Below are 22,120 nucleotides of genomic sequence, written 5' to 3' on the forward strand. Positions count from 1 at the left end.
TTCTATTACTTAATTTAAAGTCGAACATTTCTATAGCAGAATTAATAAAATTTCTTAACCCAAAATAATAATGATCATGAAAAAAATTACTCTTTTGTTGCTCACCGCTTGCAACTTGCTTTTGTTTTCACAAACCAATCGAAACTCGGATGTTCAGAAAACGGTACAACAACTTCCAGTTGTTTACAACACCCCCACGAAACCCTACGTAACTTTGGATGCTTACAATAAAGCATTTAATTCCCAAAATATAAATGCTCCATTGTTGTACGGACAATTTCCCCCGATTGGCACCAGTACTATAACCTCGCAACAGTTTGAAGCAGCAAATGCTCAGTACAGTTCTAATGCAGCAGATGATTTCACAGTTCCTGCAGGTAAATCCTGGCAAGTTAGTGCCGTTTACGTGCGAGGATATTCCGTTTCACCTGTTTATCCTACTTCGTACAATGTTACTTTTTATACCAATACCGCTTCTAATTTACCGGGAACAATAGTTCGCACAGAAAATGTGATGTTGGCAGCAGGCTCTAATAGCCCCGCTTTACCCCTTGCTACTGCACTGACACTCGCTGCGGGTAAATACTGGGTTTCTGTACAGGCTGTGTTAGATTTTACAGGTGGCGGACAATGGTATTGGGAAACTTATACTGATACCGCAACGTTAAGCGCACCATTTGCATGGACTAACCCAGGAAATGGTTTTGCAACTCCCTGTAATACGGTATGGAATACTGGATCCATTTGCATCGCAGGTCAGTTAAAAGATCTTCAGTTCAGTCTGGATGGTATAGAAACCAATGCTGTTGCAGCTCCTTGTAAAACGTATGTAGGAAGAATTCTTAGTACAGATCTCACAGAAACAACAAGACTTTATAGAGACGCAGTTCCATCAGTTTGTGGAACTACAAAAGTTTATCCGACTCCAGCATTTTCAGGCAATTATCATTATAAATCGTATACTATACAAAATACGCTGTCAACAACAAATTGTGTAACTGTAAATTTAACAAACCCAGACCCAACTAATCAAGTTCATTTAGTAGCTTACTCTGGTTCTTTTAATCCAGCTAATATTGCTCTAAATTATATTGGTGATTCTGGAACAAGTAGTTTTGGTAGTTCAGTAGCAACAATGAGCATTACGATGCCCGCAAATTCAACAATGGTGATTGTAGCAAATGAAGCTGTTGCAAATAGCACATTTAGTGTAGATTATACCCTGGATATACTCTCTACGAACTGCGGAGGAATCTTAAGAACAGGAGAAGTGGGAGGAAAAAGTGTCAGCATTTACCCAAATCCAGTAAAAACAATACTTTTTGTAAACGGAATGAAAGTGAATGATGCTAAAGTTTATGATGTAAGTGGAAAATTGATTGCAGTGAAAAGTACTGAAAATCAGATTAATGTAGAAGGATTAGCAAAAGGTAATTATTTACTTCAAATGAAAGATAAAGACGGAAATAGTACAACTACCAAATTTATTAAAAAATAGAAATAGTTTTTTAAAATAGAGAAGAGATTTACCTTTATAAGTAAATCTCTTTTTCTTTATAAAAACAAGAGATATAGTTTGTAGAAAATAAAAAGTTTCTTATATTTGCAATCTGAAAAATAAGATATAGTTTTTACTAAAAATATTAGCAATGAGCAAGAGAACGTTTCAACCATCGGAAAGAAAAAAGAGAAACAAACACGGTTTCCGTCTAAGAATGTCAACACCTAACGGTAGAAGAATTTTGGCGGCGAGAAGAGCGAAAGGCAGAAAGAGTTTAACTGTAAGTGCACAGCGCGCTAAGAGATAATCTCAGGAATTATCATATACGAAATATGCTTGAAAGTAATTTTTCAGGCATTTTTTGTTTGTTAAAATTTGCCAATATTTAGCAGAAAAAGAAACTTTTCTCTACTTTTGGATTGCTGTTAAACCACTTTCAATTTTATCAACTTCAATCAAACAAAAATATGCCACATTCTTCTCAAGAAGGCCAAGACGTAATTCATCTAACCAATGCAAAAATTGCACAGAAAAACTTCACTGTTTTAAATGAGGTGAATCTTCATATTAAAAAAGGGAGATTCTGCTATCTCATCGGGAAAACGGGATCCGGAAAAAGCTCTTTATTGAAGACGCTTTATGGACACATTCCTTTAAGTTCCGGTCAAGGCAATGTTGCTGGATTTGATTTGCAAAAACTTCGAACTTCTGACGTACCAAACTTAAGACGAAAATTAGGAATTGTTTTTCAGGACTTTCAATTATTACCAGACCGAACTGTTGAGAAAAATCTAAAATTTGTTTTAGAAGCCACAGGTTGGACTGATAAGACTAAAATGGATGACAGAATCAATGAAGTCCTCGGAAGTGTAGGAATGAAATCTAAAAAACACAAAATGCCGCATGAACTTTCTGGTGGTGAACAACAGCGTATCGCCATTGCGAGAGCACTATTGAACCATCCTGAAGTGATATTGGCAGACGAACCTACTGGTAACCTGGATCCAGAAACTTCAAACGAGATTATGACCCTTTTAAAACAAGTAGCTTTTGAAAATAATTCTGCGGTAGTTATGGCAACGCACGATTATCACATGATTCAAAACTTCCCAGGTGAAGCAATCCGTTGTGAAGATGGAAAAGTGACGGTTTTAGATACCGCTGAACTTTTTGAATAATTTTAAAAACGTTTTTAAATATAAAAGATCCTGTAATTAATAACTACAGGATTTTTCTTTTATAGAAATATGATAAGTTTTGGCTAAAGCCAACCATAATTTAAATAAAAAAACGGGCTAAAGCCCGTTCCTATTGATTCTTATCTACAATTATCTAAATCTTACAATTTTATTCTTATCCTTTGAATTGACCCATTGCAATAAATTTGTCCTGTCTTTGAGTTTCCAACTCTTTTCCTGTAAATTTAGAAAAAGCTTTAATGTTTTGCAGAATAGAAACTTTCAAATGGTCGTAAGCAACTTGTGGATCGTATTGTGCTCCACCAAGAGGTTCTTCAATAATTCCATCGATGAATTTTTCTTTCAATGCATCAGCAGGGGTTAATTTCAAAGCATTGGCTGCATCTTCTTTATGATCCCAGTTTCTCCAAAGAATTGATGAACAACTTTCTGGCGCAATTACGGTGTACCAAGTATTTTCCAACATGTACACTTTATTTCCAACGCCAATTCCTAATGCACCACCACTTGCTCCTTCACCAATGATATAAACAAAAAGCGGCGTTTTTAACATCGTCATTTCAAAAATATTTCTTGCAATTGCTTCACCTTGTCCGCGTTCTTCGGCTTCTAAACCAGGATAAGCTCCAGGTGTATCGATTAAAGAAATCACAGGAATTTTAAATTTCTCAGCCAATTTCATTAATCTTAACGCTTTTCGGTAGCCTTCCGGATTACTCATTCCGAACCTACGAAATTGTCTTTCTTTCGTTGTTCTTCCTTTTTGCGTCCCGATAATCATTACTCTTTCTCCATCGATTGTTGCTAAACCGCCGATCATTGCGGGATCATCTGCAAAATTACGGTCGCCGTGCAATTCTAAAAAACTGTCTTTATCCGTAATTCCTTTAATAAAATCTAAAGTATAAGGACGATCTGGATGACGGGAAAGCTGAACCCTTTGCCAAGGCGTAAGATTCAAATATATTTCCTTCTTTTTTTCTATAATTTTATCTTCGATTTGCGAGCAAGCGAGTTTTACATCTACTCCACTTTCTTCACCAACCAATGAACAGGTTTGATACTGATCCATCAATTCTTTAACCGGAAGTTCAAAACTTAAATATTCCATTTTTGTAATTAAAAATTATCTTTCAAATTTAGGGAAAAATATAGGAAATCAGGAAATATTATTCACTGCATTTTGAATTCTTGCGATACTCTCATCTTTCCCAAGGATTTGCATAATATCCGGAACATCTGGTCCTTTTAATTCGCCAACGAGACTTAATCGTAGTGGCATCATCACTTTTCCCATTCCCAATCCTTTGCTTTCTGCAAAATCATGAATGTCTTGTTTTAATATTTCAGCCTCGAAGTCAGAATTCTGTAGCTTTAAAATAAAATCTTTCATCACTTCTGAAGTTCCTTCACTCCATGATTTTTTCACTGCTTTCTCCTCATATTCGGTTGGAGCTTCAAAGAAGAATTTTCCTTCGTTAAAAATATCTTTAACAAAAGTGGCTCTTTCTTTCATTAATGAAATAATTTTCAATAATTGAGCATCACTTGAATTTTTAAGATTAATTCCTTCAACATTCCTTAATAATACTAAAACATCTTCGTTAGATTTTACTTTCAAATATTCGTGGTTAAACCATTCCGCTTTTTCTTTATTGAATCTTGCGCCGGCTTTATGAACTTTATTTAAATCGAATTCTTTCCCCATTTCTTCCAAAGTCAAAATCTCCCGGTCGTTTGCCGGACTCCAACCAAGCAGTGCAACCATATTGATAAATGCTTCCGGAAGATAACCTTCTTCACGAAATCCTTTAGAAATATTTCCAGTTTCAGCATCTTTAAAATTTAAAGGAAATACTGGGAATCCAAATTTATCGCCATCTCTTTTACTGAGTTTTCCTTTTCCTTCAGGCTTCAGAATTAAAGATAAATGAGCAAATTCAGGCTTTTCCCAACCCATCGCTTCATATAATAAGTAATGCAAACCAAGAGAAGGAAGCCATTCTTCACCACGAATAACGTGAGAAATTTCCATTTCGTGATCATCGACAACATTGGCAAAATGATAAGTCGGCATTCCGTCGTTTTTTACCAACACTTTATCATCTAAAGTATTAGTATTTACAGAAGATTTCCCTCGAATAATATCTTCCAGATTTAAAATTCGATCTACGGGCATTTTGAAACGAACAACGTAAGGAACTTTTTCGTCAATTAATTTCTGAACTTCTTCTTTAGATAAAGTCAAAGAATTTTTTAACCGATTTCTTGTGATATAGTTGTAGGCGAAAACTTCACCGTTTTTTTCAAACTCGTTGCGTATCTCATCCAATTCTTCCGGCGTATCAAAGGCGAGATAAGCAAAATCTGTTTTAAGGAGTTCAACCAAATGTTTATCATAAATATCCTTTCTTTCAGATTGTCGGTAAGGCGCAAATTTGCCACCATGTTTCGGACTTTCATCGGGAATAATTCCACACCATTCCAATGCTTCTAAAATATATTCTTCGGCACCTTCTACAAATCTTGCGGTATCGGTATCTTCGATTCTTAAAACAAAATCTCCGCCTTGATTTTTCGCAAAAAGATAATCGTATAAAGCGGTTCTTACTCCTCCTAAATGTAAAGGTCCGGTCGGACTTGGTGCAAAACGCACTCTTACTTTGCTCATTTTTCTTAAAATTTAAGTTGCAAATTTAAAGAAAAATCCTCCATTTGTATCTTAAATCCTATTGTTTTAAGCAATAACACTAAACACTTTCTCAATAATTTTTCAACGGGCTAAAAATTCTAAACATCATATTTCATAAAATTACTTATTTTTGTAAATAAATAAAGCAACTATGTTAGAAATTGGCGAAAGACCATGGGGAAAATATTACGTTTTAGCAGATGAACCTCACTATAAATTAAAAAGAATTGAAGTTAATCCAGGCCAAAGACTTTCTTACCAATATCATCATCATCGGCAGGAATTTTGGACGATCGTAGAAGGTGAAGCAGTTGTAATTCTTGATGAGATCGAACATCACTTGAAATACGGAGAAAGCATTCATATTCCTTTAGGAGCAAAACATCGCATCGAAAATAGAAGTTCAAAATCGGTAGTTTTTGTAGAAGTACAAACCGGAACTTATTTCGGCGAAGATGATATCGTGCGGTTAGATGATGATTACGAAAGAAATTAAATTTCGCAATCATTAAACTTATTACAGGAATTCAAGCAAGAATTAAAAAAAATCATCTGCCCCCAAATTTCTAAAACCTTTTGATCTTTCTAAAATTCTATTAAAGTTATTTTTTGAATGATGCTTTTGCTTTCATATTTATTTTTTCTAATTGATTCTGTAAATGGTCAATTGAAAAGGGATAAAGGCTTTCTTCAGAATTATTTTTCAACACATTCCAAAGATTTTCATCCGTATATAATTGTATGATTTTTTCAGCAAATAACTGCGCATCATCTTCAATCAAAGCATTTTTATAATCTGTCAGCTTCATTCCTTCTGCTCCAATAGTGCTACTAACTACTGGTAAGAAATATTCAAAAGCCTGCCCTATTTTCCCTTTTACACCAGCACCAAATCTTATAGGTGCAACCATAAGTCTGTTATTGAGAAATTGATCTTTAACATCTGGAACAAAGCCTAAAAAATTAACTTTATCATTTATAATATCATTAATTTCATCTTTAACATTTCCGATGATGTTTAGTTTTAGATCTGGGATTTTCTTCCAAACAAATGGAAGTATTTCGTTTACTAAAAAATAAACCGCATCAATATTTGGATGATGCTTCGATCCTATAAAAAGAATATCTTTTCGAGATGCAAAGCTAGGAGCTTCCAACTCTTGTATTTTGACGTAATGAATATTGCTGATAACAAGATAATCTTTAGAATGCACAAATTTTTCCATATATGATTTTTCGTCCTCTGAAATAGGAATTACTAAATCAGCTTTCTCCGCGGAGATCCGCTCATACTTTAAGAATTTATCATAACTCCTTTTATAGAATTTATCGTTCGGCGAATTTTCGAGCGTCCTCTTAAACCGAAGATGATGAATATCGACCATATCATAAACCATAAAACATTTGTCAAACATTTCCCTTACGCTACCATACTGTTTATAGAAAACATAACCCGCATAAAACCAGGCAATTGATTTTTTGACCGATACTCTTTTATAAAATTGTTTGAAATCCTTTAAAGGGAGATGTTCATAATAAACACAAACTCCCAGTCTTTGAAAATATTCGTTATAAGGATTGTCGATGAGGTTATTTCTTACTACATAAAACACATTAAATCCCTGTCTTTTATAGGCTTTTATAATTTCTGTTAGTCGAAGATCACCAGAGTTTTTGTCAAAATGCGGCAATTCATTATTATAAAAAAAGATATTATTATCATTATTCAATTCTAAAACTCTTTCTTGAACGGTCTTAGATTGAATCGCATCTAATTGAGTTTGCCACTTTTGTTTGAATAAAGAAAGATTTCTTTCAAATAATTTATCCTTTTCAGTTGGAGTATTATCTTTCATTTGATGATAAGAAACTCCATTAAAATGAATTAATTTAGAAAAAGGAGTATAGTAAGTGTCTTTTCCCTGTTCATACTTTAGACGGAAACACAAATCGGTCTCTTCAAAATAAGCAGGTGCAAATTGCTCATCAAAATAATTGATTCCGCCACGATCATCATTCTTCTTAAAAAGCAAACTACAGCCGGAACAGTAATCTACTTTGTAGATGTAATTGATTTCAGGATAAAAAGTTTTTTTATTGGTAACAATTTGCTCAATCTTCTCATTTTTCATGATAACACTTCCTGCTTCCTGCAAACTGTTATCAGCATTTATTAGCATTGATCCGACTGCACCAACATTATCAAAGTTATTAAAGACAGATACTAACTCATCCAGAAAGCCTTTCAAAACGATGGTGTCATTATTTAAAAGATAAATATATTCGCCTTTCGCCTGAGAAATACTTTTATTGCAGCTTCTTAGAAAACCAAGATTTGAACTATTTTTTAAAATCGTAATATTATTGACTAATGAGAAATCGTAAGCATCGGGACTGTGATCATCGACCAATATAATTTCGAAGGATACTTCTGGTAGATTCTCGAAGATCGATTTTAAGCAGGCCCAAGTATAGTTTTCCTGATTGAAAAACGGAATAATTATCGAAACTTTGGGTTGGGTATGTAAAGGAAAATTGAGTGCGATAGGACTTAGTTCATTAGGGATTGAAACTGCATAATTTATAGATTCCAATTTTTCAATTCGCTCTTTTTTTTCTTTAAAATATTTAATTATTTTTAAAAGTCCCATAATTATTTTATCACTTTTTATGTATTTCGTTGACTAACATTATCTAAAATGGTATCTAACCAATTAGAAAAGGAATATTTTTCTATAACAGATTCATCAATATCAACATATTCTAAAGATAGAAACGTTTTTATTTCAGCGAAATTATTATTTTCCAGAACAAAGATATTATTTGGATGGTAGAAATCATATGATTTTACTAAAGGATTATTAGTGAGAATTTTCTTTTTATAATAAATGCCTTCAAAAATTCGAAACGATAAACCATTATGGATTCTATTTTCAAAATCAAGCAAGACCGTGCTATTTTTAACCAATTTCAAAACGTCTAAATAGTTGACTTTTTCAGTAAAAAAATCGATATCACTATTGTATTTATTTTGAGTACTTCTGCTGTTGCTATAAATTCTTATATCTGTTACTATATCTATAGATTTTAAATATTTTGCGATCTTAACAATATCTTCGATTCGTTCTGCCAAAAAACTCCCAATAAAAAAAACTTTTTCCTCAGGATTACTGTTCGAAAATTCTTTGTCTTCCAAATAAAAATTGGGTACTAAAACAATGTTTTTATGAATATTTTTGTATTTTGAATAATCGTCAATATCAAAAACCCCGAAACGATCGAAAATAGAGATAAGATAGAAAACATCACTAAATCTATTCAGACCGTCCCATTGATAAGCAACTATCTTTTTTGTCTTGGATTTGAGCTTCAATAAGGTTTCTCTGGTAAAAAGGTCGGGTCTTATGATAAAAACATAATCAAAAATTTCTTGCTGCTTTTCAAATTCGATCTCAATATCTTTGCCGTTTTTTATTTTAGCCAACTGATATTTGATATCCTTCCTGTTAAAAATATTTTTTTGAATTAGAGCGTAGAGTTTTTCGCGGAAGCTTTTATATTTATAAGGTTGATCAGTTAAAAAAAGCAAAGATATTTCATAATTGCTATTTCTTAAATTATTTACAATTCCTTCATAAAGTTTAAAATGTACTGGTAAAACAAGAACTAATTTCTTTTTCATTGTTACAAATGTAATAAGATTGCCACATATAAGTTAAATTTGTAGTACTAATATTTAAATTTTGTCCAAAAAAAAAATACTCCTCGATTTAGAACGTCTTCGCTATCCTTATTCCGGGATTGCAAATGTTTTTCGGAATTTAGCCAAAGGTTCTGAGAATAAAAATCAACAATTCGATATTACATATTTTGGGGATTTTTCAGCTTTAGATTTCAAACTTTCCAATATAATTGAGTGGAAGAAGTGGCATAAATTTTACGAAAATTTTAGTCAGAAATTTGATATTATTCATGTAAGTCATCAATTATCGTCATACTTCCAAAAGAACTATAAAAATTCAATTAAAGTGGTGACGGTTCATGATCTCAATTTTCTGCATGAAAATCTTTCAGATAAGAAGAGAAGAAAAATGCTGAAAAAAGTAAATAATAATCTGAAAAATACAGATTATTTGGTTTGTATTTCAGAGTATGCTAAAAAAGATGTCGAAGAAAACAAACATCTTCTTACTTTTAATAAATTAAAAGAAATCGTTGTCATTCATAACGGTGTAGAACTTCCTGAAGATCGAATCTATGATTTGGGGAAATTTTCATTTTTAAATCAAAAAAAATATATCCTGAATATTGGTGTTCTTTTCGATAAAAAAAATCAGCTTTCATTAGTAGAAATGCTTCCTTTCATTGATGATGATCTGGTATTAATCGCTTCAGACGAAAAGAATCCTTACGCAGAAAATTTGCGAACTAGAATAAAAGAGTTGAAATTAGAAAATAGAGTTCATTTTCTAAGAAATATTTCGGAAGAGGAAAAATATGCGCTCATTCAAAATTGTGATGCGATGTGTCATCCGAGTATTGCTGAAGGTTTCGGAATTCCGCCTATTGAAGCGATGGCTTTTGGCAAACCGGTTTTTCTTTCCACCTTTACAAGTCTGCCAGAAATTGGTGGCGATGCAGCTTTTTATTTTGAAAATTTCGAGCCGCAAAAAATGGCGGAATTCTTTACTGAAAAAATGAAATTTTACGAGGAAAATGAAGAAGATTTATCTTTAAAAATAAAAAATTGGACAAAACAATATGATTATAAAGTAATGTCCAATAATTATCTTAAATTTTATGAAGAGATTTTAGAGAAATCTATTTCTTAAATTCCAGAAATGTTTTCTCAATAATAGCAACACATTCTAAAATCTGTTCCTCCGTAATCACCAAAGGTGGCGCAAGACGAATAATATTTCCGTGCGTTGGTTTTGCAAGAAGTCCATTTTCTTTTAAAGCTAAACAAAGATTCCAAGCAGTTTTGCTTTCTGGCGTATCATTAATAAGAATTGCGTTTAATAAACCTTTACCACGAACTTTCGTAATAAGATCAGATTTTGCAATTACTTTTTCAATTTCTGAACGGAAAAGTTGTCCTAGTTTTTCAGCTCTTTCGGAAAGATTTTCGTCTGCAACCACTTGTAAAGCTGCAACTGCAACTGCGCAAGCGATTGGATTTCCACCAAAAGTAGAACCGTGTTGTCCAGGTTGAATGACGTGCATAATTTCATCGTTCGCCAAAACTGCAGAAACTGGATACATTCCACCAGAAATCGCTTTTCCTAAAACCAAAATATCAGGTTGAACGTCTTCATGATAACATGCGATTAACTGTCCAGTTCTCGCAATTCCAGTTTGAACTTCATCCGCAATGAAAAGAACATTATAATTTTTGCACAAGTTGGCTGCACTTTTCAAATAACCTTCATCCGGAACGTAAACTCCAGCTTCACCTTGAATTGGTTCTACTAAAAATCCTGCAATATTTTGAGAATCATTTTTTAAAATTTCTTCTAATGCATTCAAATCATTATAAGGAATTTTAACAAAACCAGGAGTAAAAGGGCCGTAATTTTTGCTTGCATCCGGATCATTAGAAAAAGAAACTATAGTAGTTGTTCTTCCGTGAAAGTTATTTTCGCACACGATAATTTTAGCAGCATTTTCAGCAATTCCTTTCACTTCATAACTCCATTTACGAGCTAATTTCACTGCAGTTTCCACAGCTTCAGCACCAGAATTCATTGGTAAAACTTTATCATATCCGAAAAGAGTAGTAATTTTTTTTTCGTATTCGCCTAAACTGGAATTATGAAAAGCTCTTGATGTTAAAGCTAATTTGCTCGCTTGATTCACCAAAGCTTCCAAAATTTTTGGATGAGAATGTCCTTGATTCACCGCTGAATAAGCCGAAAGAAAATCGTAATATTTTTTTCCTTCAACGTCCCAAACGTAGACTCCTTCTCCTTTTTCTAAAACCACAGGAAGTGGATGATAGTTATGAGCACCGTGTTCGTTTTCTAAATCAATATAATATTGAGAATTTTTTAAGACTGCTGTTTCTGACATATTTTTACTTTTTGCAAATTTAATGATAATTAATCAAATGTTATAAAACAAAAAATGCCTCAAAAGAGAGGCATCTATTATAAAGGAAAATAACTTTTAGTAATTAAATTTTTTATCCATCACGAAATCTTCCATGAATTTTGTAGTGTAATTTCCGGCAAGATAGTCTTCATCTTCCATCAATTGTCTGTGGAAAGGAATCGTCGTTTTTACGCCTTCAATATAAAATTCTTCTAAAGCGCGTTTCATTTTCGCGATCGCTTCATCACGTGTTTGCGCTGTTGTAATCAACTTTGCAATCATAGAATCGTAATTGGATGGAATCGTGTAACCTGAGTAAACATGCGTATCAACACGAATTCCATGTCCACCGGGAATATTCAATTCCGTAATTTTACCTGGAGATGGTCTGAAATCATTGTAAGGATCTTCCGCATTAATTCTGCATTCAATGGAATGCAATTTCGGCAAATAATTAATTCCAGAAATTGCTGTTCCTGAAGCTAAAAGAATCTGCTCGCGAATCAGATCGTAATCTACAACTTGCTCTGTAATCGGATGCTCTACCTGAATTCTGGTATTCATTTCCATGAAATAGAAATTACGGTCTTTGTCAACCAAAAACTCAATTGTTCCTACTCCTTCGTAAGCGATATATTCTGCGGCTTTCACTGCAGCTGCACCCATTTTCTCACGAAGTTCATTGGTCATAAAAGGGGAAGGTGTCTCTTCTGTCAGTTTTTGATTTCTACGCTGTACAGAACAGTCTCTTTCAGATAAGTGACAAGCTCTTCCGTATTGATCACCAGCAATTTGAATTTCAATATGTCGCGGTTCTTGAATCAATTTTTCCATGTACATTCCACCATTTCCGAAAGCAGCAGTTGCTTCCTGAACTGCAGAATCCCAAAGTTCGTGAAGATCTTCAGCTTTCCAGACAGCACGCATTCCTTTTCCACCGCCACCTGCAGTTGCTTTGATCATAACAGGATAACCCATTTCTGCAGCTAAAATTGCAGCTTCTTCATATCCATCAATTAAACCTTCAGAACCGGGAACACAAGGAACGCCGGCTTCTTTCATCGTCTTCTTTGCATTGGCTTTATCTCCCATTCGATCGATCTGATCTGGAGTTGCTCCAATAAATTTAATTCCATTTTCCTGACAAATTCTGGAAAAATTAGAATTTTCTGATAAAAAACCATATCCTGGATGAATCGCATCTGCATTGGTAATTTCTGCAGCTGCAATAATGTTTGAAATTTTAAGATAAGAATCTTTGCTTGCTGGTGGACCGATGCAAACCGCTTCATCCGCAAAACGTACATGAAGACTGTCTTTATCAGCTGTAGAATAAACAGCAACGGTTTTGATTCCCATTTCTTTGCAGGTGCGAAGAATCCGCATTGCAATTTCGCCGCGGTTAGCTATTAATATTTTTTTGAACATCTTAATTTAATTTGAAAATTTAATAATTTGAAAATTTGAAAATCATCAATATCTGTATAATCAATGATTACTTATCAATTATATTAAGAAGGATCAACTAAGAATAATGGCTGATCGTACTCTACAGGAGTCATATCATCTACCAAAATTTTCACGATTTTTCCTGAAATTTCAGATTCGATCTGGTTGAATAATTTCATTGCTTCAATCACACAAACTACTTTACCCATAGAAACCTCGTCTCCAACATTTACAAAAACGTCTTTGTCTGGAGAAGGTTTTCTGTAGAAAGTCCCAATCATCGGAGATTTAATAGTAATAAATTTATTATCGTCAGAAACATTTTCCGCAACAGGAGAATTTGCAACTGGCGGAAAACTTTGAGAAGGTGCAGATTGTTGTTGAGGTGCAGAATGATAAACTGCAGGTTGCTGCATATAGGTCATTTCGTTTCCTCCAAGTGGAGTTTTAATGGTAATTTCAAAATCTTTTGTTTTGTATTTTACTTCGGAAACTTCCGCTTTAGAAACAAATTTTATAAGATTTTGGATGTCTTTAATGTCCATATAGTTGGTATTTATTTATATGCCAAAGATAATAAAAAACAACAAAAAACCACTCAAAATTCAAAAAATCGAGTGGTTTTAGTATAAAATTGAAGTTTTTCTAAGTTTTACGCTTAGTTTTCTTCGATAGCTTCTACTGTTTTTTCCATTACTACTTTACCTCTGTAGTACATTTTTCCTTCAGACCAGTGTGCTCTGTGGTACAAGTGCATTTCACCTGATGTTGCATCTTTTGCCAATTGAGGAACTACTGCTTTGTAGTGAGTTCTTCTCTTATCTCTTCTCGTGGAGGATTGTCTTCTTTTAGGATGTGCCATTTCTTATATTTTTAATTTGATGAGCGATGAGTCGTTGATTGCTCAATCCTCATCATTTTAAACTATTTATTATTATCTTTTAAATTCTTCAGTGCTTCCCATCTCGGGTCGCTTTTCGGTTCTTCTACTATTTCGTCTTTTGGACTGAACTTTTCTAATATCTCTAAATCTTCTTTTGAAATATTAGGAGAAACTTTTTTCATCGGGATCGACAACATTACATTTTCATAAATCAACTGCGCTATATTGAACGCGTGATCTTTGCTTGGAATTGTAATTACATCAATTTCGCTGTCATCATATTCTTCTCCGAATTTCACTAAGACCTTCATTTCGTTTTCTATCGGATGATCAAATTGGTCGTTTGTAATGTCACAAACTAAATTAACCATACCTCCTGTCTTTATCCAAAATTCTAAGAAAGTCGTGTGTTTTTCCATTAAAACATCAGCAACGACCTTCGGTTCTGTAAATTCCTGTTCAGTATCGAAAAGTTGAAAGAACTCCTTATCTATCTCAAATTTGAATTCGTGTTTACCGTTTTTCAGTCCCGAAAACACGATGTCGTAGTTTCTTAGTCTGTCCATAAAATGAGTGTGCAAAAATATGCAAATTTTTTAATATTACAAATGATTTCTCAAACAAATATTTTAGAAATTCTATTTTCTAATTTTTAATGATGATTTTCTCTCGGTAAATCCTCGTCAAAACCATGGGAAGAAGCATTTCTTCTTGGCTGCATTCGGTTATTCATCAAATCATTATATTCCTGTCTGTTTTTAAAAATTTTGATCGCCATGAAGATCGCCTCGCTAAAACTTTGTTCGTCTGCGATATTTTGTCCCGCGATGTCATAGGCAACTCCGTGATCTGGAGAAGTTCGGATATATGGCAATCCAGCGGTGAAATTCACCCCTTCTTCGTATGCAAGTGTTTTAAATGGCGCTAAACCCTGATCGTGATACATCGCCAATACAGCGTCGTAATTTTTATATTTATTGGGCTGAAAAAAACTATCTGCCGGAAAAGGTCCGAAAGCTAAAATTCCGTTGTCAAAAAGTTCGCGAATTGCAGGTTCGATGATCTCAATTTCTTCATTCCCAATTGCTCCTCCATCTCCCGCATGAGGATTTAAACCTAAAATTGCGATTTTTGGTCTTTCTACCTGAAAATCTTCGATCAAACATTGGTTAAGCATTTTGATCTGCTTTTTAATTTTTTCCTTTGAAATGTTTTCAGCGACTTGCGAAATAGGAATATGATGCGTTGAAACTGCTACTTTCAAATCTTCAGTGACCAAAAACATCAATCCCTTTTTACCAAATTTCTCTTCTAAATAACCGGTGTGCCCTGCGTGTGCAAAACCATGCTTCATCATTTCTTCTTTATTGATCGGAGCAGTGACCAAAACGTCAATCTCGCCATTCATCAAAGCATTTGTCGCGGCTTCTAAGGACTCAATCGCCATTTTTGTAGATTCTTCTGTAGGCTTCCCTAAATCTACATTCACATTATCTTTCCAAAGATTGACCATATTAATTTTATCACTCTGAGCCTGCGAAGTTTCTGTGATATAATGAAAGTTATGGTTGAGTTTGAAAATATTTTTCTGATAGGTAAACAACTTTCCGGAACCAAAAATAATTGGAGTAAAAAAATCGGTAATTGTTTTGTCGTTGAGCGACTTCATGATAATTTCGGGACCAATCCCATTGAAATCTCCAATAGAAATTCCCACTCGTACTTTATGATGTTTCAGACTCATTTTTAATTATCTTTGAAAATTAATAGAATTTCACAAATTTAGGAAAATAGAAATAACTATCCCATTTTATTTCTAAACTAAATATTTTTCACCAGAAAATTTCTTTTTTATGTTCACAGGAATTATCGAATCTACGGCTATCATTCAAAAAATTGAGAAACGTGCCGAAAACATACACTTTACTTTAAGCTGTCCTTTTACAGATGAATTAAAAATTGATCAGAGTTTGGCGCACAACGGTTGTTGCCTTACTGTTGTAGAGATTTCAGGTGATCAATACAGCGTAACCGCAATTGCAGAAACATTAGAAAAAACCAATCTTAATGAATGGATAATAGGAACTGAAGTCAATTTGGAACGTTGTTTGAAGTTCGATGGTAGACTCGATGGACACCTCGTTCAAGGTCATGTCGATAAAACCGGAGTTGTAAAAAATATTGAAGACCGAGGTGGAAGCTTTTTTATCACCATTCAATATGATGAAACTGATGATTTTACTACGGTTTCACAAGGTTCGATCACGGTCAATGGAATTAGTTTGACAGTTGCAGAAAGTGGAAATGGACAATTTTCTGTTGCAATAATTCCTTACACGTGGGAATTTACGAACATGAAAAATCTTCAAATTGGCGATATGGTTAATCTCGAATTCGACATTATTGGTAAATATGTAACAAAATTGATGAAAAAAAATGCCGTTCTCTAAATACAAAGGTTATAGTTTAAGAAATAAGGTTTTCGGTGGTTTTCTGCTGATTTGCCTACTGAGTATTTTGGGTTCTTCTATCCTATCTTTTTTTATTTTAAAAAATAATGCGGTTGAGCAAAGTCGTACCGATATGCAAAAAAAATCGGAATCCATGATGTCTGCATTGGATTACGGAGTGAGCCATACACAGGTTCAAACTTCAGATCTACCCACTATTTTAAATAATGATATTTTTGAAATTGCCGATATTAACAATCAGGATATTGTTATTTATGATTTAAAAGGAAATCTTTTAATTTCGAACAAAGACAGCCATCTTATTGCGGAGAAAAAAATACCGCTCGCTATCGTAAATCGCGTATTAAAAAGCGATCGGAGAGTCGATTTTCAAAAATATGATAAAAAAACTGATGCCAATATTACGTCATCTTATATTTTACTGAAAAACAATATGCTGGAAACTATTGCTATTGTATATTTTCCATTTTATCATAATGATGGTTCTTACTTTAATGTCTTCAACAAATACGTGAATTATATTCTCATCGTCAATTTATTTATCATTGCTTTTGCAATCTGGTTAAGCTGGATCATCTCAAATAACCTGACGAAAGCAGTCACCAAATTTTCTGATTTAGTGAACCGCGTTACTCTTTTCGATAAGGAGCCACAAGCAATTCGCTATTATGAACGTGATGAATTAAGCCAGTTGGTCAAAGCGTATAACAAAATGATTCTTCAGATCAAAGAACAGAAAGAAAGGTTAAGCTTCAGGGAAAAAGAAGAAGCGTGGCGCGAAATGGCAAAACAGGTTGCACATGAAGTGAAGAATCCGTTAACACCGATGAAGCTTACCATTCAAAATTTTGAGAGAAAATTTGATCCAAATGACCCGGATATTCGCGAAAAAGTAAAACATCTGAGTAAAACCATCGCAGATCAGATTGATTTGGTCGCGAAAGTTGCGAGTGCTTTTTCCCAGTTTGCGCAACTCCCAGAAAAAAATAATGAAGTTTTCAATCTTAATAGAGAAATAAAGAATATCATCACTATTTTCAGTGATGAACGAATTTATTTCCATGCTAACAGTGAAAATGTAATGATCGAAATGGACAAAATTTATTTATCCAGAATTATCACAAATCTTGTTGCCAATGCAAGACAAGCGCGACACGATGACCGAGAAAATATCATTAATGTTGATTTAGAACTGCGCCAAAAACGAATAATTATTACGATTGAAGATAACGGTATCGGTATTTCTGAAGACTTGTATGATCGCATTTTTGAACCTAATTTTACATCCAAAACAAGTGGAACAGGACTTGGTTTAACGATGGTTAGAAAAATGGTGGAAGATTATAAAGGTGAAATTTCAGTTAAATCTGAAGTTGGAAAAGGCTCAACATTTACGATTTTACTTCCGACCAATCTGTAATTTTCTTAGCAACTAATGAAACCTTTCCTGTTTAAGAATTTCAGCATTAATCAATCCAAAAAAGTTTTCCGTGTCGGAACTGATGGCGTTTTATTGGGCGCTTTATCGAGCGTAGAAAATGTACAAACAATTTTGGAAGTTGGAACCGGAACGGGTTTAGTTTCTCTAATGTTGACTCAAAGAAATCTCACCGCGAGAATTCTTGCACTCGATATCAATGAAGAAGCGAAAAATATCGCAGATGAAAATTTCAGAAACTCTCCTTTTGGTGAAAGATTAAGCATAGAATTACAGGATTTCAAGGATTTTAAAACGCAGCAACGATTTGATCTAATTATTTCAAATCCACCATATTTTAAAGAAAATTCTTCCGACAAAGATATTTTGGCCAGACAACAAACTGAACTTTCATTTGAAAATTTAATTGAAAAGTCTGCTGAAATTTTATCGGAAAAAGGTCGATTGGCAGTCATCATTCCGTTCGAATCCGGAGCTGATTTTGAAGAACTTTCTCTTAACAACAAACTCTTTCTCTCGCGCAAAATTCAAATTTTCGGCATCAAAAATTCTGCGCCAAAAAGGTGGATTCTTGAATTCGGTTTTGATCAGAGAGAAATCTCAGAAGAGCAATTCACGATTGAAAGATCTCCGCGAGTTTATAGTGAACAATATTTAGAACTGACGAAAGATTTTCATCTCTTTCAAAAGTAGAAGATTTTGATTTTATTTAGGAGGATTCAGCGTTACCACAATATCTTTATTGATATTTTTGCTGGAAGAGTATTTCGCGTCACAGACGGAAGTTGTCAAAATATAAGTTCCTTTATCAACCAAAACAAAATTTTGATTATGAGCAGGAACATCCAGATTGTAGAATCTTTTTCCGCTGATTTTCACAATTAAATTACACTTGGATTTATTGATAATCTGAACATAAGCGGTCTTGCTCGAAGTATCGTTACTGAAAATATGAGTTAATAATTCTGCAGTTCTTTTATTTTTTTCAGAAGGTTCTCCTTTTGCAGCACCCCTAATTACTGCCTTTTCCAATTTTTCGGTATTTATAGCTTTCACTGTAGGTTTTGCAACTGCAGCCTTTTTAGCAGGTGATTTATCATTGTTGATAACAGCCAATAATTTTCTTTTGAATTCTGGAGTTCTGGGATGGGTCGGATTATATTTAATGAAATTAGCTATAACCTGTGGATCTGTACTTTTTTCCACCTGATCTGCGGTATAGGTAGACTGCGCGCAAGCTATAGAGGAGAAAAATAAGCCGAAAAACAATAGATATTTGTACATAAAAATAAGGATTTTTTAGCGGATACAATTTTACTGATAACGAATAAATCTTCTTTTTAGTTTGTGTGAAATTTATTATCTTTGCACCACTCTAAAAAAGCTAAATTAATCAAAATTTTAATATAAAAAATAAATATATGTATACACCGGTTGCTGCAGATGTAGCGAAATTAAGAAACATTACAGGAGCAGGAATGATGGACTGCAAAAAAGCATTGGTAGAAGCTGAAGGAGACTTTGACAAAGCAATTGAAAACCTAAGAAAAAAAGGACAGAAAGTTGCCGCTAACAGAGCAGACAGAGATTCTCATGAAGGTGCTGTAATTGCGAAAGTAAACGAAGATAACACCATGGGCGCGATCATCGCTTTGAATTGCGAAACAGATTTCGTTGCAAAAAATGATAATTTCGTAGAATTAGCACACGAACTTGCTGAACAAGCTGTTTTTTATGCAAATAAAGACGAGTTCTTTGCTTCTGATTTCCACGGAATGACTGTTGCTGAAAAATTAATTGAGCAAACAGGTTTGATCGGAGAAAAAATTGAGATCGGTTCTTTCGAAAGAATTGAAGGTCCTTATTTAGGAGCTTATATTCACGCAGGAAATAAAATTGCTGCAATCACTTCACTTTCTGGTGATGTTGACGGTGCTGCTGAAGTTGCAAAATCTGTTTCTATGCAGGTTGCTGCAATGAAGCCGATCGCTTTAGATGAAACGATGGTTTCTCAGGAAACAATCGATAAAGAATTAGAGATCGAAAAAGAATTATTGATTAAAGAAGGGAAACCTGCAAACATCATCGATAATATCTTGAAAGGAAAAATGCAGAAATTCTACAAAGACAACACATTGGTTCACCAGGCTTTTATTAAAGACGGAAATATGTCAGTTGCCGATTACGTAAAATCTGTAAACAGCGATTTAAAAGTAGTAGGTTTCGTAAGAGTAAGTCTTACGTAATTGCACTAAAAAATAAATGATTAAAATCTCTTTCTATTTGTAGAAAGAGATTTTTTTTTGCGGTTAATAAGGGCTATTTTTGCAGTCCATTTTCCTTTATGAAATTTATCAGAATTTTCACCTTTTTTATCAGCGTCATTTGTACTTTGAGCATCACGATGTTGAATGCGCAATATATCAGTGTAAATACCACTTATACTGCTGATCAGCTGGTGAAAGACATTTTTTTTGGAAGTCAGAATGCAAATTGCATTTCTGTAGATAATGTAACCGTTACCGGTTTTGATTTCGGTTTCGGAAATAAAAGTTTCGGTTACTTTAATAAAAACGGGAGTAATTTTGAGATGTCAGACGGAATCATTCTTTCCACCGGAAGTGCTTTAACAGCAGTTGGTCCGAACTCCTATATTCAAACAGCTGATCGGAACAGTCCTTTTGCTAATTCAAGTTGGGCGGGAGATCAGGATTTGGTTGATGTTCTCGCACAATCTAATTTAAATTACGATGATATTTTAAATGCAACGACTTTAGAATTCGATTTTACTGCTTTAAAAAGTAATAAGATCAGTTTTGAATACATGTTTCTTTCCGAAGAGTATCGGGAAGGGAATTGCAAATATTCCGACGCATTTGCCTTTCTTATCAAAAAAGCCAACAACACAGATCCTTACCTGAATATCGCCGTCGTTCCGGGTACTACCATTCCTGTTTCTACGCTCACCATTAATGCTTCTGCGGGTTGTCCGCAAAACACAGGTTATTTCGGAAGTTATAATGATGTAAAAACTCCCACGAATTTCAACGGACAAACCAAAATACTTTCTGCAAAAGCCGATGTTGAAATTGGAGTAAAGTATCATATTAAATTAGTGATTGCCGATCATGGCGATACGACGGGACTTTTTGACTCCGCAGTTTTTCTAAAGGCTGGAAGTTTTTTGGGAAATAAAGATCTTGGAAGCGACCGTTTAATATCCACAGGAAGCGCGCTCTGCGAAAATTCTACTTTGCAATTGAATGCTACGACTTCCGGTGCGACTTATCAGTGGTATAAAGATGGCGTTTTAATTGCTGGAGCAACTTCAGGAACTTATACTGTGGCAACTTCCGGAGATTATGAGGTGATGATCGACGATTCCGGATGCCAGCAAAAAGGCTCCATTAAAATTGAATTTGCTGAAAAACCAGTCGTTATAGAGAAAACATTTTGCAATTACAATGAGGGAAATTCAATTTCCGTCAAATTACAGGATTTAAATACGCTGATCGTTTCTAATCTTAAAGACTATTTTAAGGTCAAATACTTTCAGGATTCTGCCTGTTTGATCCCGCTGTCCGATAACTTTTCTTATACTTCAGACGTTGATATTTATGCAGAAGTTGAAAGTGGAAATTGCGCGAAAGTTAAGCAGGTTGTTCATCTATACACTCCAAAAAAATCCCTCATTCTCGATGACCAAAAAATTTGTCAAAATGCGACCGCAAAATTAGAAGCAGAAGTTGGATTCAAAAATTATAAATGGATGCGCGAAAACGGTGATATCATCGCTCAAGGCGCATTAATAAATTTCGTTGACAATATTCCGGTGGGGAAATATTCGGTGGAACTGACTTCCATGAATGGCTGTTCTCTAATTCAAAAAGTTGAAGTAATCGCTGCAGAACTGCCTCAAATCATCAACATTGACGTAACCGGAAATACAGCGACCGTTTTTGTAACCGGCGGAAAACCTCCTTATCAATATGCCTTGGATAATGGAAATTATCAAACTTCAAATATTTTTACGAATATTCAACGCGGAGTTCATAAGATTTTTGTTAAAGATGATGCAAATTGTGAAATTATTGAAAAAGAATTTTTGGTCATAAATTTAATCAACGTGATCACTCCAAATAATGATGGTTTAAATGATTTCCTCGATTATTCAGATCTCAATATAAAAAAAGACGTCAGTATCTCAATCTATGACCGGTTCGGAAGTCAGGTTTTTAAATCACAAAATCAACAGTTCATCTGGGACGGAAAGTTGAACGGAAGAGCTTTACCAACAGGAAATTACTGGTATATTCTGAACTGGACTGAACCCGACACCAATCTACCGGTCTCTTACAAAGGCTGGATCGTACTTAAAAACAGAAATTAGAATT

21 protein-coding genes are annotated in these 22,120 nt (G+C 34.1%); 10 read left to right on the forward strand and 11 right to left on the reverse strand.

Features of this window, described 5'->3' with window-relative positions:
* Positions 1–76 precede the first annotated feature (76 nt).
* The 3 genes from OA86_RS03155 to OA86_RS03160 all read left to right on the forward strand — a co-directional run bounded on the left by OA86_RS03155 (position 77) and on the right by OA86_RS03160 (position 2,679).
* Entirely contained in the window at positions 77–1,498 is a 1,422-nt protein-coding gene (locus tag OA86_RS03155; RefSeq protein WP_169743939.1) for a T9SS type A sorting domain-containing protein, read from the forward strand.
* 151 nt (positions 1,499–1,649) lie between these two features.
* The gene (gene rpmH / locus OA86_RS15485) at positions 1,650–1,808 is read left to right on the forward strand and encodes a 50S ribosomal protein L34 (protein WP_074781389.1); all 159 of its coding nucleotides are present in this window, start codon (positions 1,650–1,652) and stop codon (positions 1,806–1,808) included.
* 160 nt (positions 1,809–1,968) lie between these two features.
* A complete protein-coding gene (locus OA86_RS03160) occupies positions 1,969–2,679 on the forward strand; it encodes a cell division ATP-binding protein FtsE (RefSeq protein ID WP_039348755.1) in 711 nt (236 codons plus the stop codon).
* Positions 2,680–2,854: 175 nt separating this feature from the next.
* Here the strand turns inward: OA86_RS03160 and OA86_RS03165 are convergent, their stop codons facing one another.
* Positions 2,855–3,811, reverse strand: coding sequence for an acetyl-CoA carboxylase carboxyltransferase subunit alpha (locus OA86_RS03165; RefSeq protein ID WP_039348758.1), 957 nt, complete (start codon positions 3,809–3,811; stop codon positions 2,855–2,857).
* A 48-nt stretch (positions 3,812–3,859) separates the two neighbouring features.
* Positions 3,860–5,371 carry a glutamate--tRNA ligase gene (gltX, locus tag OA86_RS03170; RefSeq protein WP_039348761.1) on the reverse strand — a complete coding sequence of 504 codons (1,512 nt, stop codon included), beginning with the start codon at positions 5,369–5,371 and terminating at the stop codon, positions 3,860–3,862.
* A 172-nt stretch (positions 5,372–5,543) separates the two neighbouring features.
* Here gltX and OA86_RS03175 point away from each other — a divergent pair, with 172 nt between their 5' ends.
* A complete protein-coding gene (locus tag OA86_RS03175; protein ID WP_039348764.1) occupies positions 5,544–5,888 on the forward strand; it encodes a phosphomannose isomerase type II C-terminal cupin domain in 345 nt (114 codons plus the stop codon).
* 106 nt (positions 5,889–5,994) lie between these two features.
* On the opposite strand, the gene OA86_RS03180 is transcribed toward OA86_RS03175, so the two are convergent.
* Positions 5,995–8,043, reverse strand: a complete 2,049-nt coding sequence (locus OA86_RS03180; RefSeq protein ID WP_039348767.1) for a glycosyltransferase — start codon at positions 8,041–8,043, stop codon at positions 5,995–5,997.
* Between the two features lie 17 nt (positions 8,044–8,060).
* The gene (locus OA86_RS03185) at positions 8,061–9,074 is read right to left on the reverse strand and encodes a WaaS/CpsH family glycosyltransferase (RefSeq protein ID WP_039348770.1); all 1,014 of its coding nucleotides are present in this window, start codon (positions 9,072–9,074) and stop codon (positions 8,061–8,063) included.
* A gap of 61 nt (positions 9,075–9,135) precedes the next feature.
* Between OA86_RS03185 and OA86_RS03190 the strand changes: the two genes are divergently transcribed.
* Positions 9,136–10,224 (forward strand): glycosyltransferase family 4 protein, encoded by a 1,089-nt coding sequence (locus OA86_RS03190; RefSeq protein WP_039348774.1) that lies wholly within the window; start codon positions 9,136–9,138, stop codon positions 10,222–10,224.
* On the opposite strand, the gene rocD is transcribed toward OA86_RS03190, so the two are convergent.
* The 6 genes from rocD to pdxA all read right to left on the reverse strand — a co-directional run bounded on the left by rocD (position 10,214) and on the right by pdxA (position 15,561).
* Positions 10,214–11,464 carry an ornithine--oxo-acid transaminase gene (gene rocD, locus OA86_RS03195; protein WP_039348777.1) on the reverse strand — a complete coding sequence of 417 codons (1,251 nt, stop codon included), beginning with the start codon at positions 11,462–11,464 and terminating at the stop codon, positions 10,214–10,216. The genes OA86_RS03190 and rocD overlap by 11 nt on opposite strands.
* A 96-nt stretch (positions 11,465–11,560) precedes the next feature.
* Positions 11,561–12,913: an acetyl-CoA carboxylase biotin carboxylase subunit gene (accC, locus tag OA86_RS03200; protein WP_039348780.1), complete on the reverse strand. Its 1,353-nt coding sequence runs from the start codon at positions 12,911–12,913 to the stop codon at positions 11,561–11,563.
* Between the two features lie 83 nt (positions 12,914–12,996).
* Complete coding sequence (accB, locus tag OA86_RS03205; protein ID WP_039348784.1) at positions 12,997–13,479, reverse strand: acetyl-CoA carboxylase biotin carboxyl carrier protein; 483 nt, start codon at positions 13,477–13,479, stop codon at positions 12,997–12,999.
* A gap of 113 nt (positions 13,480–13,592) precedes the next feature.
* Positions 13,593–13,796, reverse strand: coding sequence for a 50S ribosomal protein L32 (gene rpmF, locus OA86_RS03210; RefSeq protein ID WP_039348787.1), 204 nt, complete (start codon positions 13,794–13,796; stop codon positions 13,593–13,595).
* Positions 13,797–13,858: 62 nt separating this feature from the next.
* Complete coding sequence (locus tag OA86_RS03215) at positions 13,859–14,383, reverse strand: YceD family protein (RefSeq protein ID WP_039348790.1); 525 nt, start codon at positions 14,381–14,383, stop codon at positions 13,859–13,861.
* Positions 14,384–14,469: 86 nt separating this feature from the next.
* Positions 14,470–15,561 carry a 4-hydroxythreonine-4-phosphate dehydrogenase PdxA gene (gene pdxA / locus OA86_RS03220; protein ID WP_039348794.1) on the reverse strand — a complete coding sequence of 364 codons (1,092 nt, stop codon included), beginning with the start codon at positions 15,559–15,561 and terminating at the stop codon, positions 14,470–14,472.
* A 109-nt stretch (positions 15,562–15,670) separates the two neighbouring features.
* On the opposite strand from pdxA, the gene OA86_RS03225 reads away from it, so the two are divergent.
* The 3 genes from OA86_RS03225 to OA86_RS03235 are packed head-to-tail and all read left to right on the forward strand — an operon-like array spanning position 15,671 to position 18,419.
* A complete protein-coding gene (locus tag OA86_RS03225) occupies positions 15,671–16,267 on the forward strand; it encodes a riboflavin synthase (protein ID WP_039348796.1) in 597 nt (198 codons plus the stop codon).
* The gene (locus OA86_RS03230) at positions 16,254–17,708 is read left to right on the forward strand and encodes a sensor histidine kinase (protein WP_039348799.1); all 1,455 of its coding nucleotides are present in this window, start codon (positions 16,254–16,256) and stop codon (positions 17,706–17,708) included. Before OA86_RS03225 ends, OA86_RS03230 begins: the two co-directional genes overlap by 14 nt.
* A gap of 15 nt (positions 17,709–17,723) precedes the next feature.
* The gene (locus tag OA86_RS03235) at positions 17,724–18,419 is read left to right on the forward strand and encodes a tRNA1(Val) (adenine(37)-N6)-methyltransferase (protein WP_039348802.1); all 696 of its coding nucleotides are present in this window, start codon (positions 17,724–17,726) and stop codon (positions 18,417–18,419) included.
* A 12-nt stretch (positions 18,420–18,431) separates the two neighbouring features.
* Here the strand turns inward: OA86_RS03235 and OA86_RS03240 are convergent, their stop codons facing one another.
* Positions 18,432–19,010, reverse strand: coding sequence for a DUF6759 domain-containing protein (locus tag OA86_RS03240; protein ID WP_074781387.1), 579 nt, complete (start codon positions 19,008–19,010; stop codon positions 18,432–18,434).
* Positions 19,011–19,147: 137 nt separating this feature from the next.
* On the opposite strand from OA86_RS03240, the gene tsf reads away from it, so the two are divergent.
* On the forward strand, positions 19,148–19,972 hold the full coding sequence (gene tsf, locus OA86_RS03245; RefSeq protein ID WP_039348804.1) for a translation elongation factor Ts: 825 nt from the start codon (positions 19,148–19,150) through the stop codon (positions 19,970–19,972).
* Between the two features lie 98 nt (positions 19,973–20,070).
* Positions 20,071–22,116: a T9SS C-terminal target domain-containing protein gene (locus OA86_RS03250; RefSeq protein WP_039348807.1), complete on the forward strand. Its 2,046-nt coding sequence runs from the start codon at positions 20,071–20,073 to the stop codon at positions 22,114–22,116.
* The last annotated feature ends 4 nt before the right edge of the window (positions 22,117–22,120 follow it).

The organism is Kaistella jeonii (assembly GCF_000812865.1).
Classification (GTDB): domain Bacteria; phylum Bacteroidota; class Bacteroidia; order Flavobacteriales; family Weeksellaceae; genus Kaistella; species Kaistella jeonii.